Raw genomic sequence first — 16,711 nt, forward strand, 5'->3', positions numbered from 1 at the left:
CTGAACGAAAGCGACTGACGAGGTTCAGCACATGAGCGCAACTGCACCCGCCGAGCACGCGACCACCGAGAGCAAAGAGGACCGCCTCCGCACGTACCTCCACCGTCGAGCGGCCGACGGCGAGATCTACTTCAAGGGCAAGTTCATCTCCGACGACGTCGGCCTCACGCCGAAGGAGATCGGTGCCCTGATGGTCAAACTCCGCGACACCCCCAACGACCTGACCATCGAGAAGTGGTCCTACACGAGCGCCACCACGTGGCGCGTCAGCCTCGCGTAGGCGTCGCACGCCGGCTCGGTCAGGGAACCGCAAGCGCAACGCACGAGAACGGCACACACCGACGCCCCGCGCCCGCGACGCCGGACAGGGGCTTTATACCCACGGCACCCCTCGTTTCACCTCGATGGACGACGTCGACGAACCAGTAGGCGGTCCGCCCGTCGAACGGTTCCGGTCGGTGTTTCGCGTCGTCGAGGTGCGACGCGACGACGACGACACGCTGTTCTACTTCGGCGAACCGACCGTCGCCCCGGACGTGCTCGAACGACACGTCTGGCCGCTGTTCCGCGACCGCGGCTACGAGGTCCGCCTCACCACCGTCACCGACAGCGAGACCGACCCGATAACCGGGGTCGAGGTGAAGGACCGTCGGACGGCCCTCGTCGCCACGCCGCACTCCTCGGGGATCGACGGCGTCCCGTGGCTCAACATCGCCTTCGCGCTACTGACCGTCGTGACCACGCTCTTCGCGGGCCTCGAGTGGTACGGCTACGACGTGAGCCTGGGCGATCCGCGAACGCTGCTGCGGGCGTGGCCGTTCGCCATCGCCGTTCTCGGCGTCCTCGGCGTCCACGAACTCGGTCACTACGTGATGAGCCGCTACTACCGCGTGAACGCGAGCCTCCCCTACTTCATCCCCATCCCGACCATCTTCGGGACGATGGGCGCGGTCATCAAGATGGACGGCCGCATCCCCGATCGGAAGGCGCTGTTCGACATCGGCGTCGCCGGCCCGCTCGCCGGGCTGGCGGCTGCCGTCGTCGTCACCGCCGTCGGGCTCCACCTCGATCCGGTCCCGGCGGGCCCCATCTTCCAGATCGACTCGCTGAACTACCCGCCGCTCATCCGGTTCATCGCGGCGCTGACGGGGCGACCGTTGAGCTACGCCGGGGAGCTGCGCGTCAACCCGGTCGTCGTCGGCGGGTGGGTCGGCATGTTCGTCACCTTCCTCAACCTCCTGCCCGTCGGCCAGCTCGATGGCGGGCACCTCGTGCGCGCGATGCTCGGCGAGCGCCAGGAGACCGTCGCGGCGCTCGTCCCCGCCGGGCTGTTCGGGCTCGGCGCGTACCTGCTCCTCGTCCGGCACGAGGCGCTACAGGCCATCTCGCTGTGGTTTCTCTGGGGGGTCATCGCCATGGGCCTCGCGTACGCCGGCCCGGCCCACCCCGTCCACGACGACGGACTCGACCGCAAGCGCATGGTCGTCGGCGTCGTCACGTTCGTCCTCGGCCTGCTCTGTTTCACGCCGGTCCCGTTCCGGTTCGTGTAGACTAGTTGTGCGTGAACCCCCGGTCCGGGAGCACCTCGCCGTCGAGGACCACCCCCTCGCTCGCGTCCGTGACGGTCCCGATCGCGGAGACCGGCGTCGGCGACGCCTCGCGGGCCGCGCCGGGGTCGTCCGTGGTGAACACGAGTTCGAAGTCCTCCCCGAAGTAGATCGCGAGGTCGCGCTCGTCGTCCGGGCCGTCAGCGACGTCGCGGACGCTCCCGTCGACGGGGAGGGCGTCGTACCCGACCTCGAACCCGCAGTCGCTCGCCGCGGAGAGCTGGTGGAGCGACCGGGCGAGACCGTCGCTCGAGTCCATCATCGCGCCCGCGTGGGGCGCGATCGCCCGTCCGGCGGCGACCCGCGGCGAGAACCGGAAGAGGTCGTTCGCGCGCTCGGGGTCGTCGGGGAAGAGGCGGACCGCCGCCCCGCTGCGCCCGAGCGTGCCCGTCACGCAGACCGTCTCGCCGGGCGTCGCCCCGGAGCGGCGGACGGGGGTCGCCGTCTCGCCGAGCGCGGTGGTGGCGACGGTGAACTCCTCGTGACCGTCGAGGTCGCCGCCGACGTACTCCGCGCCGGCGTCGTCGCAGACGTCGCGCGCGCCCCGGAGGAACGCGGAGAGTGCCTCGGGGTCGAACTCGGGAGCGCCGTAGACGGCGACGGCCGCGGTCGCCCGGGCACCCATCGCCGCCACGTCGGAGAGCGACGCGCCGACGGCGCGCCAGCCGGCGGTGTAGCGGGTCGTCCCGTCGGGGAAGTCGGTCGTCTCGTGGAGCATGTCGGTCGTGATCACGAGCGAGTCGACGACCGCGGCGTCGTCGCCTGCGGCGGGGAGCGTCTCGTCGATGAGCGCGAGCGCGGCGCGTTCGTCCATGTCACCGGTACTCGTCGGGGGGCGAAAACGCGTTCCGGTTCGGTGGCTTGAATAAGCGTTCCCCCGCGATGGAGGTATGAACGTCAACCTGCGGGCGACGGTCCTCGGGTTCCTCGCCGCGTTGGCGGTCCTCCTCCTCACGTTCGGCTTCGTCGGCCTCGGACCGATCGTGAACGCCGTGTCCATGGCCGATCCCCGCGTCGTCGCGCTCCTCCCGCTCGTCGCCGCCGCGTGGCTGCTGGCGTGGGGGCTATCGCTCCGGGTAGTCCTGGCCGTCATCGGGACGCCGGTCCGGGCGACGACCGCGGTGCTGGTCTACCTCGCGGCGACGTTCGCCAACAACGTCACGCCGTTCGGACAGGCCGGCGGCGAACCCATCACCGCCTACCTCATCGCGGACGTCACCGAGAACGAGTACGAGACGGGGCTGGCGGCCATCGCGAGCGTCGACGCCCTCAACTTCGTCCCGTCGCTCTCGTTCGCGGCCATCGGCATCGCCTACTTCGCGGCGACGGCGGCGCTCGGCCGCCACCTGCGGGCCGCCGCCGTCTCGCTCGCGCTCATCGCGACGGCCCTCGCGGCCGGACTCGTCCTCGGCTGGCGGTACCGGAACGAGGTGAGAGACGGCCTGACCGACGTTCTCACCCCCGTCTCGAGGGCGTTCGCCCGGCTGATCCCGGGGCGGACCGCGCCGAGTCGATACACCGTCTACGCCCGCGTCGACGGGTTCTTCGTCGCCGTCGAACGCGTCGCCGGTGACCGCGAGAACCTGCTGCTCGCGCTCGGGTTCGCCACCCTCGGGTGGCTCGCCCTCTCGACGTCCCTGTGGCTCTCGATCTACGCCCTCTCGTCCGCCGAGCCGGTGGCGTTCGCGGCGACGCTGCTCGTCATTCCTATCGGGAGCATCGCCAGCATCACCCCCCTGCCGGGCGGGCTCGGCGGCATCGAGACGGTGCTCATCACCCTGCTGGTCGCCCTCGGCGTCGATCCCGTCACCGCGGGCGCGGCGGTGCTCGTCCACCGCACCGCGACCTACTGGCTTCCCACCCTCATCGGCGGCCTCGTCACCGTGACCTGGGGCGCGGACGCGCTGTAGCGCCGGGCGCACGTGAACGTACACAAGAACTTTACCGATCGGTGTGTTAGCACGGTTCGTGACGTCGCACCGCCCCGGACTGGCGATCGACGGTCGTTCCCTGCTCGGTCGCGACCGAACGCGCTCCCGGTGGGGGATCGTCGTGGCGGTCGCGCTGTTCGTTCTCTCGTACGTCCTCTGGCGTTTCCCGCGCCTCTCCGAGGCCGCGTACGACCTCGGCGTCGACGTCATCGTCGGCGGGTTCGTCCTCGCGTTCGCGAGCGCCGCGCTCTACGCGTACGCGAACGAGGGAATCGTCGGGTGCTGGCTCCTCGTCTCCCTCCCGGTCCTCGGTGCGACGCTGAATCGCGTCGGGGTCGGCCTCACCTCCGCGACCCCCCTCGAATTGTACGGCCTCGCGGTCGCGATCGCGGTCCTCGCGGGAGTCGCCCTCGGAACCGCCGGGTTCCTCTTCGGGACCGGGCTTCGGCGGCTGGTCGCCGGACGGTAGCGGCGTCGAACGGAGCGGAGGCTATCGCGATCGGGGAACGAAGCGCGTCGGCGGGCCGCGGAGCGTCGTCCGGAGCGCGTAAGTACGATCGACCGTCGATACCAGGACGACATGCCCGGTACCGCGCTCGACGCGCTCGCCCTCTTTCTCCCCGCGGCGGTCGCGCTGATCCTCACGCCGGGGCCGGACACGATGTTCGTCCTCTCGCAGGGGATCGATCGCGGGCGGGCGGCGGGCGTGCGCTCCGCGGCCGGCGTGAGCACCGGCGTGCTGGTCCACGCGACGCTCGCGGCGGTCGGCCTGTCGGTGCTCGTCAGGGAGTCGCCGCTCGCGTACGCGCTCGTGAAGCTCGCCGGGGCCGCGTACCTCGTGTTCCTGGGGATCCGGACGCTCCGAACGCGCGAACGGGTCGAGACCGACGCCGAGACCGGCCGCCCGTACGCCCGGGGCGTGCTGGTGAACGTCCTCAACCCGAAGGTGGCGCTGTTCTTCCTCGCGTTCCTCCCGCAGTTCGCCGTCCCCGCGCTCGGGACGCGAACCTCGCTGTTCGCGCTCGGCGCGACCTACGCCCTCCTCACGCTGTGCTACCTGAGCGCGGTCGCGCTCCTCTCGGGTCGCGCGGGGGAGGTCCTCGACGCGAACGCGGCGCGCCTGCGGGCGGCGAGCGGCGTCGCCCTGCTCGCGCTGGGGGGATGGCTCGCCGTCGAGGGGTGGTCCGCGTGGCTCGTGTGAGCGCCGAGCACGCCGTTCGCGACGAGCCATCGACGTCTTTAAACGGCGCGCGGCGGACGTAGGGGTAATGACGACGTTCTACGACGTCCCGGCCGACGACCTCATCGAGGCCGTCGCCGAGGAACTCGACCTGGACGAACCGGAGTGGGCGACGTTCACGAAGACCGGCGTCTCCCGCGAACTGCCGCCCGAGCAGGAGGACTTCTGGAACGTGCGCGCGGCGAGCCTCCTGCGCCGCGTCGCCATCGACGGCCCCGTCGGGATCGACCGCCTGCGGTCGTTCTACGGCGACGCGAAACAGGGGTCGACGCGATACCGCGTCCGCCCCGACCGCAAGGCGAAGGCCAGCGGGAAGATCATCCGCACCATCCTCCAGCAGCTCGAGGAGGCGGGGTACATCGAGACCGCCGAGGGCGAGGGCCGCCGCGTGACCGGCGAGGGTCGCGCGCTGCTCGACGCCACCGCGAGCGACGTGCTCGAGGAACTCGACCGACCCGAACTGGAACGGTACGCGTAGATCCACGGCGTCACGGTTTTGTGGGATACTCTCCAAGGACCAGCTATGCCCGACGAGGACGAACTAGAGGAACTCCGACGGAAGAAGATGGAACAGCTCCGCGATCAGCAGGGCCAGGGTCAGGGCCAGGAGATGGACGAGGAGGCCATGCGGGCCCAGCAGGAGCAGGCAGAGGCTCAGAAGAAGGCCCTCCTGCGGCAGTACCTCACCGACGGCGCGCGAAAGCGCCTCAACACGGTGAAGATGTCGAAGCCCGAGCGCGGCGAGCAGATCGAACAGCAACTCGTCGCGCTCGCCCAGAGCGGCCGCGTGCAGGGCCAGATCGACGAGGAACAGATGAAGGAACTCCTCCAGGAGCTGACCCCGGACTCGAAGAGCTTCAACATCCGGCGGCGGTAGGCGACCGTCGCTCACCGCTACTCTCACCGCCGCTGGTCGGGCAACCCGCGGCGGGCATCCCTCGACCAGCGCCGGCCAGCGCGACGACACCGCACCGCGCCGCCCCTCCTGCGCTTACCGACCGCTCTCCGCGAACGCCTCGACGATCGCGTCACAGAAGGCGGGCAGGTCGTCGGGGCCCCGACTGGTCACGAGTCCACGGTCGGTGACGACCTCCTCGTCCACCCACTCGCCGCCCGCGTTGCGGACGTCGGTCCGGAGGCTCGGGTAGGAGGTCAGCGTCCGGCCGTCGACCACGCCCGCCTCGACCAGCGTCCAGGGGCCGTGACAGATCACGCCCATCGGCGTCCCCGCGTCGGCGAACCCGCGGACCAGGTCCACCGCATCGTCGTTCGCCCGGAGCTGATCCGCCCCGACCGCGCCTCCGGGGACGATCAGCCCGTCGTAGTCCTCCGGAGAGACCGCAGAGAAGGTCGACTCGACCTCGTACGTCCCGCCCGGCTCGAGGTCGTCGTTGACCGTCTGCACCTCGCCGGTCTCGGCACCGACGACGTCGACGGTCGCGCCGGCGTCCTCGACGACCTGCCTCGGTTCGGTGAACTCGACCTCCTCGGTGCCTCGCGGCGCGAGGAAGACGGCGACCTTCGCCTCGGAGAGCGGTCGGTCAGTCATGGCTCGATTCGAGCTACGCGCGCCCGACGCATCAAGTCGGAGCCTGCGCCTGCACGCCGTCGGCTGCGGGTGGTGTACGTCCGTCGTCCGCGCCGTCGTGCCGCGGCGTGGCGGACGACCGCGTCGTTGAAGTGTCCGCTTTGCGATTTCAGCGTATGTACGAGCGCATCAAGGGGTTCCGCGACTTCTACCCCGGCGCGATGGCCGCCCACCGGGAGGTCGTCGACACGGTCGAGTCGGCCGTCGCCGGCTACGGCTTCCGCGAGATCGCCACGCCCGCCCTCGAACGCACGCAGCTGTACGTCGACAAGAGCGGCGAGGAGATCGTCGAGGAACTGTACTCCTTCACCGACCACGGCGGCCGCGAGGTGTCGCTGACGCCCGAGCTGACGCCGACGGTGGCGCGGATGGTCGTCGAGCGCCAGCAGGAGCTGTCGAAGCCCATCAAGTGGTACTCGACGCGCCCGTTCTGGCGCTACGAGGAGCCCCAGCAGGGCCGGTTCCGCGAGTTCTACCAGACGAACGTCGACATCTTCGGCTCCGACGCGCCCGAGTCCGACGCGGAGATCCTCGCGGCCGCCGCGGACGCGCTCACCGCCTGCGGCCTCGACGACGACGACTTCGAATTCCGCGTCTCTCACCGCGACATCCTCGGGGGCGTCCTCCGGTCGATGGACGCCGACGTGGACGTGCCGGCGGCCATCCGCGCCGTCGACAAGAGCGAGAAGCTAGAGCGCGCGGCGTACCACGACCTGCTCGTGGACGCGGGGCTCGACCTCGCCCAGGCGGAGTCGTTCGCGGACCTGCTGGACGCGGGCGACCTCGACGCGGTGGTCGAGTTCGCGGGGACCGACGATGTGGCGGCGGCCGTCGAGAACCTGCGCGAAGTGCTCGCGGCCGCCGAGGACTTCGGCGCGCGGCGGTACTGCACGCTCTCGCTCGATACGGCCCGCGGGCTTGACTACTACACGGGCGTCGTCTTCGAGTGCTTCGACTCCACCGGCGAGGTCGGGCGGGCGGTCTTCGGCGGCGGGCGCTACGACGACCTCATCGAGAGCTTCGGCGGCCAGCCCACGCCCGCGGTCGGCTTCGCCGTCGGCGTGATGAACTCGACGCTCCCCCTCCTGCTCCAGCGCGCGGGCGTCTGGCCCGAGGAGGCCGTCTCGACGGACTACTACGTGCTCTCGGTGGGCGACACCCGACCCGTCGCCGCCGAGATCGCCCGCGACCTGCGCGCGCGCGGCAACGTCGTCGAGGCGGACGTCGCGGGGCGAAGCTTCGGCGCGCAGATGGGCTACGCCGACTCGATCAACGCGGAGACGGTCGTCATCGTCGGCGAGCGCGACCTGGAGAACGACGAGGTGACGGTGAAGGACATGGAGAGCGGCGACCAGACGGCGGTCCCCGTGGACGAATTCCCCGGCGAGCGCGACCGTCCGACCTACGACGACTACGTGTGAACCGCTCGGGTCGGCGCACCCGTCAGACCTACCTCCGTCCCGGGGCTATTCTCGGGCGATGCCCGACCGGAGGCCCAACGTCCTGTTTCTGCTGACCGACCAGGAGCGCGCCGACCTGGTCTCGCCCGACGGCCTGCCCGTCGAGACGCCGGCCGTCGACCGCCTGCGCCGGGAGGGGACGTGGTTCGACCGGGCGTACACCCCGATCAGCATCTGCACGAGCGCGCGGGCCTCGCTGCTGACGGGGCTGTACCCCCACGCCCACGGCATGCTGAACAACAGCCACGAGGCCGACGCGATCCGGCGGGACCTCCCGACCGACCTCCCCACGTTCGGCGAACTGCTCGCCGACGCGGGCTACGAGAACAGCTACGTCGGGAAGTGGCACGTCGGCCAGGACCGGGGACCGGAGTCGTTCGGCTTCGACTACTTCGGCGGCAGCGACAGGCACCACGACGACCTCGACGACCTGTTCGACCGGTACCGCGAGTCGCTCGGCGTCGAGGTCGGGGCGTCCGACCTGGAGGATCCGATCTACACGGCGGGCGAGGACCCGACGCTCGTCGCCGCGACGACCCCCGCGCCCCCCGAGGCGACGCGGGCGTACTTCCTCGCCGAGCGGACCATCGACGCCCTGGAGCGGTGGGCGGCGGCCGACGGCGACGGGCCGTTCTTCCACCGGACGGACTTCCTCGGGCCGCACCACCCTTACGTCGTCCCCGAACCGTACGCGTCGATGTACGATCCCGACGAGATCGAGTCGTGGGCGACGTACGCGGAGACGTTCGACGGCAAGCCCCGGGCGCACGCGAACTACGCCGACTACCGCGGCGTCGCGGGCTTCGACTGGGACACCTGGGCGGAAGCCGCGGCGAAGTACTTCGGCTTCATGACGTTCATCGACGAGCAGATGGGCCGCGTGCTCGACGCGCTCGACGAGTTCGGCCTCGCGGAGGGGACGGCGGTCGTCCACGCCTCCGACCACGGCGACTTCACGGGGAGCCACCGGCAGTTCAACAAGGGGCCGCTGATGTACGAGGAGACCTATCGGATCCCGCTCGTCGTCCGGCAGCCGGGCGTCGTCGAGCCGGGGACGCGGTCGGACGCGTTCGTCCGCCTCCATGACCTGATGCCGACGTTCCTCGACTGGGCCGGCGTCCCGGTTCCGGAGGGCCTCCACGCGCGGAGTCTCACGCCGCTGCTCGACGGCGCGGTGCCGGACGACTGGCCCGATTCGACGTACGCGCAGTACCACGGCGACGAGTTCGGCCTCTACTCCCAGCGGATGGTCCGGACGGAGCGCTACAAGTTCGTCTACAACGCACCGGACCGGAACGAGCTGTACGACCTCCGCGCGGACCCGGGCGAGTTGCGGAACCTGACCGACCATCCCCACTACGACGAGGTCGAAGACGAGATGAGCGCGCTGCTGGTCGAGTGGATGGAAGCGGTGGACGACCCCCTCCGCCGCTGGGTGCCGAAGACGCTGCGGTGACCGGCGGCGACGGCGTCGTCGCCGAGGGTCGGACGCCGGGGGTCGAACGCCGAGGTCTGACGCCGAAGTCGGACGCCGAGGTCTGACGCCGGCGGTCGGTTCTTTCGCACGATGCGACGGACGGCCTGGGACGTTACAGGTACCCGAGGTCGGTGAGGCGAGCGCGGGTCCCGGCGGACATCGACACGTCGCCGGTCTCGGCGTCGGCGTGCTCGAACGACCCCACCCAGTCGTCCAGTCGGGCGGCGAGCGCCCGCGTGCGCTCCGGTTCGTCGTCCGCGAGGTTCGTCCGCTCCTCCGGGTCCCCGTCGACCCGGTAGAGCCACTCGGTCCCGTCGGACCCCCGGATGTACTTCTCCTCCCGCGTGCGGACGGCCCGGAGCGTCCGGTCGAACGCGCGGACGCGGTCGGGGATCGACCCGAAGCGCGCTTCGAGCGCCTCCGGCGACGGTTGCGGTCCGAGGTACTCCGCGTAGACCGCGGAGCGCGGCGGGTCGTCCGCGCTCGGGTGGAGCGACCGACCCTGCGCCTCCGCGCGCAGGCGCGGGGCGTCGACGTCCGCCGCGTCGAGCAGGGTCGGGACGAGGTCGAGCGTCTGCACCAGTTCGGTCCGGCGGGCGGCACCGAATCCGCCGCCGTGGACGACGAACGGGACGTGCAGCAGGGTGTCGTGGAGGTCGTACTGGTGGCCGAAGAGGCCGTGGTCGCCGACGTTCTCGCCGTGATCGCCGAGCACGACGAACACGGTGTCCTCCCACTCGCCGGCCGCCGCGAGCGCCGCCCGCAGTCGGCCGAGGTGCTCGTCGAGCGCCGCCAGTTCGCCGAGGTAGAGGGCGCGGAGCATGTCGAACTCCCGCTCGTCGATCGAGTAGTCGCCGACGTCGTAGGCCCGCGGGTCCTGCCTGATCGCCGTCGCCTCCTCGTAACTCGCGCCCGGCGGCAGGTACGGTTCCGCGAACTCCCGCGGCGGTCGGTACTCGACGTGCGGCTCGATGTAGTTGAGAAAGAGGAAGAACGGCGCGTCCCCCGGGTCGCGGCCTCGCAGCCACCCCTCCACCCACGAGGTCGTCCGCTCCGCGCCCTCGTCGTCCGCGAGTTCGTTGTACAGCACGTTCACGGCGTTCACGAACGGGTTACCGTCGAACAGCCGGGCGCGGAGCGCGCGGAGCTTCGCTCGCGGGTGCTCCGCGCGGACCACCTCCCCGAGGTCGACGTCCGACTGGACGTACTGCCAGCCCCGGCGGAGGGTATCGAACCCCCGATCGAAGCCGAACTCCTCGGTGATCCACGTGTTGTTCGACACGCCGACCGTCTCGTAGCCCGCATCGCGGAACGCCTCCGCCAGCGTGGGCAACGAGCCGTCGAGGACGGTGTGGCCCCCGTGAGCGCCGTGTCTGGAGGGGTACGTCCCGGTGAACAGCGAGGCGTGCGCCGGCAGCGTCCACGGCGCGGGCGAGAAGGCGTTCGTGAACTCGGTGCCGGCGGTGGCGAGCGAGGCCAGCCTCGGCATCGGTGACGCGGCGGCCGGGACGGTGTCGCGACCCCGGGCGGTGTCGAGCACGACCACCGCGACGTTCGGTCCGCTCATCACTTCGCACCCGGTCCGCCTTCGCGCGGGCGGCACTGTTCGACCTCGACGGCGATACCCACCGCTCCGGGTCTACACCGGCCCATCACTGCCATACTGATCGATACCTCTCTCCGGGGTCGTTTTGCCTTTGCGGCGGCATACGCAAGGACGTCTGGCGTACGCCCGTCATCGACCGCGGGGCGGCGGAGCGCTCCGCGGCGGCGGGGCCTCCCGCGATCGGCGACGGATCGCCGACCGGGTCGCTCATTATCGCGGGGCGGCGACGGCAACCATGCGAGCGTTCCGGATCGCGTACGACGGGACGTCCTACTTCGGCTACCAGCGCCAGCCGGACGTTCCGACCGTCGAGGGCGAACTGTTCGCCGCGCTCGCTCGCCTCGGCGTCCACGACACCGACGATAGCCGACCGGCGGGCTACGCCGCCGCCGGCCGCACCGACGCGGGCGTCTCCGCGGTGGCGCAGACGGTCGCGCTCGACGCGCCGGAGTGGCTCACCCCACGCGCGCTGAACGGCGAACTCCCCGCCGACGTGCGCGCGTGGGCGAGCGCGGACGCGCCGGCTGACTTCCACGCCCGACACGACGCGACGCGACGGGGGTACGCCTACCACCTCCACGCGCCCGACGCGAACGTCGAACGGGCGTCCCGCGTCCTGGATCGGCTCTCCGGGACGCACGACTTCCACAACCTCACGCCCGACGACGAGGGGACGCGCCGGACGCTCGACGCCGCGCTGGACGTCGAGGGACCGTACCTCGTGGTCCGCGTTGAGTCGCCCGGGTTCGCGCGACAACTCGTCCGCCGGATCGTCGGGCTGGTCGCCGACGTCGCGCGGGGAGAGCGCGAGGTCGCCGTCGTCGATCGAGCGCTCTCGGGGGAGGTGCTCTCCGGTCCGGAGGGCGTCGCCCCCGCGCCGCCCGAACCGCTCGTGCTGACCCGCGTGACGTACCCCGACCTCGACTTCGTCGTCGACGAACGGGCGGCCGAGAGCGTCGAGGGGGTGTTCGAGGCGCGACGCGTCGAGCGGTTGACGGGCGCACGGGTGGCGGCGACGGTGCTCGAAGGGGTCAGCGGTGGGCCGCGTCGATCGGACGACGAGATCGTCTGACGTAACGTTATTACCACCCAACCGTAACGATAGTGCATGTCCTCCGTCACGATGAATCCGAGCCGAATGCCGCAGACCGTCGGGGCGCTCTCGCTCGGAAGCGTGCTCGTCGCCATGGGACTCACGGGGATCGTCGAAGTCGCCTCCGTCGTCCTGCAGACGCACGCCTACCTCGGACTGACGGGCGTGATCCTGGAGTCGCTCGTGCCCGTCGCGGCCGTGTCGGTGTCGGCGCTCGTGCTCGGCTGGATCGTCCTCGGGTACGGGCTCGTCGGCCTCCTCCGCATCGGCACCGCCTGACGGTCCGACGAGGGCGAGTGGGGGCCGAGGACGGATTCCGGGTCCGAATACCGAGATACTTAACGCGGGCGGGGCCAACGGCACAGGTATGAGTACCGTCCCCGACCGAAGCGAGATCGCCGAGGAGCACAAGTGGGACCTCGGCGACATCTTCGCGAGCGACGAGGAGTGGGAGGTCGCCTTCGAGGAGGCGGAGGCGCTCATCGAGGACCTGGCCGCCTACGAGGGGCGGACGACCGAGGACGCCGCCACGCTCCGCGAGGTGCTCGACGCCTACGAGCGGACGATGCGCGCCGTCTCGAACGTTGCCGCCTACGCCCGGATGCGCTCCGACGAGGACACCCGCGATCAGGAGTACCAGGCGCTGTTCGCCAGGGCGCAGTCGCTCACGTCGCGCGCTCAGAGCGCGTCGAGTTACATCGAGCCCGAACTCCAGGCGGAGAGCCGCGAGACCATCGAGGCGTACGTCGAGGAGGAGCCGGAACTGGGGGAGTACGAGCACTACTTCGACGACGTGCTCCGGATGAAGCCCCACACCCGCTCGACCGAGGTCGAGAACCTCCTCGCCGAACTGGGCGAGGTGACGGGCGCGGCCGGCGAGGTCTACACGATGCTGACGAACGCCGACATGGAGTTCCCCACCGTCGAGGACCCCGACGGCGAACCCGTCGAGATCACCCAGAGCAACTTCACGAAGCTGCTGAAGCACCCGAACCGGGAGTTCCGGCAGACGGTCCACGAGTCGTTCTACGAGGAGTGGGCGACGGTTCGCAACGCGGTCGGCGTGGCGTACAAGAACAGCGTGAAGGCGGACGTGAAGCTCGCCAAGGCGCGGAACTACGACACCGCCCGCGAGGCGGCCCTCGACGGTCCGAACGTCCCCGTCGAGGTGTACGACACGCTCGTCGAGGCCGTCCGCGAGAACCTCGGGACGCTCCACGCGCACGCCGAACTGAAGCGCGACGTGCTCGGCGTCGACGAACTCGAGATGTGGGACCTCTACGCGCCGCTCGCGGAGGGCGAGAGCCCCGAAGTGCCCTACGACGAGGCCGCGGAGCACGTGATCGAGGCGGTCGCACCGCTGGGCGAGGACTACCAGCGACGGCTCGCCGAGGGCCTCGAATCGCGCTGGGTCGACGTCTACGAGAACGCGGGTAAGCGAGCGGGAGCCTACAGCGGCGGGACCTACGACTCCCAGCCGTACATCCTGCTCAACTACCAGGACGACATCGCCTCGATGTTCACGCTGGCCCACGAACTCGGCCACTCGCTCCACTCCGATCTCACCAGCGAGGAGCAGCCGTACGTCTACAGCGGCTACGAGATCTTCGTCGCCGAGGTGGCGAGCACGGTCAACGAGGCGCTGCTGACCCACCACCTGCTCGAGACCGTGGAGGACGAGCGCTTCCGAGGGCACGTCCTCGACGAGTACCTCGAGCGGTTCCGCTCGACGCTGCTCCGCCAGACGATGTTCGCCGAGTTCGAGCACGCCGCCCACGAACTCGCCGAGGAGGGCGAGGCGCTCACGCCGGATCGCCTCGACGAGATCTACGGCGACCTGAAACGCGCCTACTACGAGCCGGCGCGCGTCGACGAGCACATCACCCGCGAGTGGATGCGCATCCCCCACTTCTACCGGGCGTTCTACGTCTACCAGTACGCGACGGGCATCAGCGCCGCCGTGGCGCTGGTCGATCGTATCCTCGACGAGGGCGAACCCGCCGCGGCGGACTACCTGCGCTTCTTGCGTTCGGGGTCGAGGGAGTACCCCCTCGACCTGCTCCGGGACGCCGGCGTCGACATGTCCAGTCGCGACCCCATCGAGACGGCGTTATCGACGTACGAGGAGTACGTGAGCGAGTTCGCTCGTCTGACGTAAGGCTGACGGTACCCAAAGTCACTTTTAGCTCAGATGCGTACCTTCGACAACCACATGTCACGCAGCCCCTCGATACCGGATCGCCCCCAGCTCGAACTCGATCCGGAGATGTCGCAGCGAGAGCGACTCGACGCGCTGCTGGATCACTTCAGCCGCCTGTCGGCGGTCAACGAGCAGCTCGAGGAGCAACTCGACGACGCCCAGTCGCGTCGGAACGCGCTGCGCGACGACGTCGACGAACTCCAGCGCGAGAACGAGGCGCTCAAGTCGGCCGCGCGGTACATCGCCACGGTCGAGGAACTCACCGACGACGAGGCGGTGCTCAAGCAACACGGCAACAACCAGGAGGTCCTGACGGACACGCCGCCGCGCCTGCGCGACGGCCTGGAGGTCGGCGACCGCGTCGCGATCAACGACTCGTTCACGATCCAGCACGTCCTCGAACAGGAGACCGACGCCCGGGCGCAGGCGATGGAGGTCACGGCGCGGCCCGAGGTCACCTACGACGACATCGGCGGTCTCGACGAACAGATACTCGAAGTGCGCGAGGCCGTCGAGGAACCCCTGCTCGACCCCGGCCAGTTCGAGGCCGTCGGCGTCGACCCGCCGGCGGGGGTACTGCTGTACGGCCCGCCCGGCACGGGCAAGACGATGCTCGCGAAGGCCGTCGCCAACGAGACCGACGCGACGTTCATCAAGATGGCCGGCTCCGAACTCGTCCAGAAGTTCATCGGCGAGGGGGCGCGACTCGTGCGCGACCTGTTCGAACTGGCGAGCGAGCGCGAACCGGCGGTGATCTTCATCGACGAGATCGACGCGATCGCGTCGAAGCGGACCGACTCGAAGACCTCGGGCGACGCGGAGGTCCAGCGCACCATGATGCAACTGCTCTCGGAGATGGACGGCTTCGACGACCGCGGCGACATCCGCATCATCGCGGCGACGAACCGCTTCGACATGCTCGACCGCGCCATCCTCCGTCCCGGCCGCTTCGACCGCCTCATCGAAGTACCCGAACCCGGCCCCGAGGGGCGAACGCGCATCCTCGAGATCCACACCGAGGGGATGGACCTCGACGACGACGTCGACTTCGCGACGCTCGCGGACCGCACCGAGGGACTCAGCGGCGCGGACCTCGCCAGCCTCGTCACCGAGGCGGGGATGTTCGCCATCCGCGACGACAGAACCCAGGTACGCATGACGGACTTCGAGGCCGCCCACGAGAAGATCACCGGAGACGACGACTCGCCGGGGACCCCGGTCGCGTTCTACTAACGCACCTTTTTGCTGCGCTCACTCGGCTTCGCCTCGCTCGCTGGCAAAAATCTGCACCAAAAACCCTCGTCGCTCCCGTTGGTCGCTTCTCGGTCCGCTCGCTCACGGATGCACCGCTGGTGTAGACGGTGAATCTCCGGTCGGTCCTCCGTACCTTTATACCCGAGAACGGGACCAGAGACCTCCGTGACGTGACGTTCGTCGCGGGGTGCTCGCGGTCGTGCGACGCCACGCCCCGCGAACCGGATCTCGCCCACGGCGTCGCCTGCACGCCCACCGTTTACTGCGCTCGGCGGCTTCGCCGCCTCGCTGGCAAAATCTGGACCACCGCCGCGACGCGATGCGACGCGGCGAGCACTCCCGTGGACCGCCCCGCGAAGCGCAACCGCTTTTCGCGCGCTCCCCCACGTACCGGTAATGGGACTGATTCGGGTCGTGCGGGGCACGGCGAACGCACCCACGCGGATGGCGTCCTACGACGCCGCGCTGGCGGAGGCGGGGATCCACAACTACAACCTCGTGGCCGTCTCGTCGGTGATCCCCACGGGAGCGCACGTAGAGCGCGTCGGCACCGCCCCGGACCTCGGACCGGCGGGAGAACGCCTGACCGTGGTCGAGGCGCGCGCGACCGTCGAGTCCGGGACCGCCGTGGCGGGGCTGGCCTGGGCCACCGAGGCCGACGGCCGGGGGATCTTCTACGAGGCCGGCGGGATCGACGAGTTGGAGGTGCGAGCGCGCCTCGAGGAGGGGCTGGCCGCCGGGAAGGCGCTCCGCGACTGGACGTTCGTCGACGAGGGGCGCGAACTCGTCGCCGTCGACGCCGCGAGCGACGGCTACGCGACCGCCGTCGCGCTCGCGGTCTACGGCGAGAGCGCGCCGCTCCTCTGATCTCGCATCCTTTTTATGCTCGCGCGCCGAGCATCGGGCGAATGCACGGCAACACCCCCCACGCGGGACGTCCGACGGAGGGCCAGTTCACCCCCGAGCAGGTCGAAACGCTGCGTGCGGACCTCACCGCGATGACGGAGGGCGTGCGCGCCCTCCTCCCCGCCGAGTTCGCGGTCGGCTCCGAACTCCGGGAGGGACTCGACGGCCCCGAGGCGACGGTGGCCATCCAGCCACCCGTCGGACCCGTCGTCTCGACCGGCGTTCCCACCGACGCGACCGAGGAGGAGCGGACCGCGCTGGTCCACGAACTCGCCGCCGGAGCCGCGATGCAGGTGAAGCACGCGATCGACGACGTCGCGCCGACGGCCGGATAGGGACGCCGACGGCC

At 70.4% G+C, this 16,711-nt stretch carries 18 protein-coding genes; 15 read left to right on the forward strand and 3 right to left on the reverse strand.

Annotated features, from left to right (window positions below; all coding sequences use genetic code 11):
* Positions 1-31 precede the first annotated feature (31 nt).
* Together NKI68_RS07220 and NKI68_RS07225 are read left to right on the forward strand one after the other, a co-directional pair.
* Positions 32-280 carry a DUF7123 family protein gene (locus NKI68_RS07220; protein ID WP_254546036.1) on the forward strand — a complete coding sequence of 83 codons (249 nt, stop codon included), beginning with the start codon at positions 32-34 and terminating at the stop codon, positions 278-280.
* Positions 281-404: 124 nt separating this feature from the next.
* The gene (locus tag NKI68_RS07225; RefSeq protein WP_254546037.1) at positions 405-1,550 is read left to right on the forward strand and encodes a site-2 protease family protein; all 1,146 of its coding nucleotides are present in this window, start codon (positions 405-407) and stop codon (positions 1,548-1,550) included.
* A gap of 1 nt (position 1,551) precedes the next feature.
* Here the strand turns inward: NKI68_RS07225 and thiL are convergent, their stop codons facing one another.
* On the reverse strand, positions 1,552-2,421 hold the full coding sequence (gene thiL, locus NKI68_RS07230; protein ID WP_254546038.1) for a thiamine-phosphate kinase: 870 nt from the start codon (positions 2,419-2,421) through the stop codon (positions 1,552-1,554).
* A 76-nt stretch (positions 2,422-2,497) separates the two neighbouring features.
* Here thiL and NKI68_RS07235 point away from each other — a divergent pair, with 76 nt between their 5' ends.
* From NKI68_RS07235 to NKI68_RS07255, 5 genes are all read left to right on the forward strand, one after another.
* Positions 2,498-3,517: a lysylphosphatidylglycerol synthase transmembrane domain-containing protein gene (locus tag NKI68_RS07235; RefSeq protein WP_254546039.1), complete on the forward strand. Its 1,020-nt coding sequence runs from the start codon at positions 2,498-2,500 to the stop codon at positions 3,515-3,517.
* Between the two features lie 58 nt (positions 3,518-3,575).
* Positions 3,576-4,007 carry a DUF8071 domain-containing protein gene (locus NKI68_RS07240; protein ID WP_254546041.1) on the forward strand — a complete coding sequence of 144 codons (432 nt, stop codon included), beginning with the start codon at positions 3,576-3,578 and terminating at the stop codon, positions 4,005-4,007.
* A gap of 111 nt (positions 4,008-4,118) precedes the next feature.
* Positions 4,119-4,739: a LysE family translocator gene (locus tag NKI68_RS07245; protein WP_254546042.1), complete on the forward strand. Its 621-nt coding sequence runs from the start codon at positions 4,119-4,121 to the stop codon at positions 4,737-4,739.
* A gap of 67 nt (positions 4,740-4,806) precedes the next feature.
* Positions 4,807-5,256, forward strand: a complete 450-nt coding sequence (locus NKI68_RS07250; RefSeq protein WP_254546043.1) for a 30S ribosomal protein S19e — start codon at positions 4,807-4,809, stop codon at positions 5,254-5,256.
* Positions 5,257-5,301: 45 nt separating this feature from the next.
* Positions 5,302-5,655: a DNA-binding protein gene (locus NKI68_RS07255; protein WP_254546044.1), complete on the forward strand. Its 354-nt coding sequence runs from the start codon at positions 5,302-5,304 to the stop codon at positions 5,653-5,655.
* A 114-nt stretch (positions 5,656-5,769) separates the two neighbouring features.
* Here the strand turns inward: NKI68_RS07255 and NKI68_RS07260 are convergent, their stop codons facing one another.
* Positions 5,770-6,327, reverse strand: coding sequence for a type 1 glutamine amidotransferase domain-containing protein (locus NKI68_RS07260; RefSeq protein ID WP_254546045.1), 558 nt, complete (start codon positions 6,325-6,327; stop codon positions 5,770-5,772).
* A 155-nt stretch (positions 6,328-6,482) separates the two neighbouring features.
* On the opposite strand from NKI68_RS07260, the gene hisS reads away from it, so the two are divergent.
* On the forward strand, positions 6,483-7,787 hold the full coding sequence (hisS, locus tag NKI68_RS07265; protein ID WP_254546046.1) for a histidine--tRNA ligase: 1,305 nt from the start codon (positions 6,483-6,485) through the stop codon (positions 7,785-7,787).
* Between the two features lie 58 nt (positions 7,788-7,845).
* The gene (locus NKI68_RS07270) at positions 7,846-9,282 is read left to right on the forward strand and encodes a sulfatase family protein (protein ID WP_254546047.1); all 1,437 of its coding nucleotides are present in this window, start codon (positions 7,846-7,848) and stop codon (positions 9,280-9,282) included.
* A gap of 133 nt (positions 9,283-9,415) precedes the next feature.
* On the opposite strand, the gene NKI68_RS07275 is transcribed toward NKI68_RS07270, so the two are convergent.
* The gene (locus tag NKI68_RS07275) at positions 9,416-10,870 is read right to left on the reverse strand and encodes a sulfatase family protein (RefSeq protein WP_254546048.1); all 1,455 of its coding nucleotides are present in this window, start codon (positions 10,868-10,870) and stop codon (positions 9,416-9,418) included.
* Between the two features lie 274 nt (positions 10,871-11,144).
* On the opposite strand from NKI68_RS07275, the gene truA reads away from it, so the two are divergent.
* The 6 genes from truA to NKI68_RS07305 all read left to right on the forward strand — a co-directional run bounded on the left by truA (position 11,145) and on the right by NKI68_RS07305 (position 16,697).
* Complete coding sequence (gene truA / locus NKI68_RS07280) at positions 11,145-11,981, forward strand: tRNA pseudouridine(38-40) synthase TruA (RefSeq protein ID WP_254546049.1); 837 nt, start codon at positions 11,145-11,147, stop codon at positions 11,979-11,981.
* 36 nt (positions 11,982-12,017) lie between these two features.
* A complete protein-coding gene (locus NKI68_RS07285; RefSeq protein WP_254546051.1) occupies positions 12,018-12,281 on the forward strand; it encodes a hypothetical protein in 264 nt (87 codons plus the stop codon).
* An 88-nt stretch (positions 12,282-12,369) separates the two neighbouring features.
* On the forward strand, positions 12,370-14,160 hold the full coding sequence (gene pepF, locus NKI68_RS07290) for an oligoendopeptidase F (RefSeq protein WP_254546052.1): 1,791 nt from the start codon (positions 12,370-12,372) through the stop codon (positions 14,158-14,160).
* 54 nt (positions 14,161-14,214) lie between these two features.
* Positions 14,215-15,435: a proteasome-activating nucleotidase Pan2 gene (gene pan2 / locus NKI68_RS07295; RefSeq protein ID WP_254546053.1), complete on the forward strand. Its 1,221-nt coding sequence runs from the start codon at positions 14,215-14,217 to the stop codon at positions 15,433-15,435.
* Between the two features lie 417 nt (positions 15,436-15,852).
* Positions 15,853-16,323: a pyruvoyl-dependent arginine decarboxylase gene (locus tag NKI68_RS07300; protein WP_254546054.1), complete on the forward strand. Its 471-nt coding sequence runs from the start codon at positions 15,853-15,855 to the stop codon at positions 16,321-16,323.
* A 41-nt stretch (positions 16,324-16,364) separates the two neighbouring features.
* On the forward strand, positions 16,365-16,697 hold the full coding sequence (locus NKI68_RS07305; protein ID WP_254546056.1) for a DUF5811 family protein: 333 nt from the start codon (positions 16,365-16,367) through the stop codon (positions 16,695-16,697).
* The last annotated feature ends 14 nt before the right edge of the window (positions 16,698-16,711 follow it).

Source organism: Halomarina pelagica, assembly GCF_024228315.1.
GTDB classification, from domain to species: Archaea; Halobacteriota; Halobacteria; order Halobacteriales; family Haloarculaceae; genus Halomarina; species Halomarina pelagica.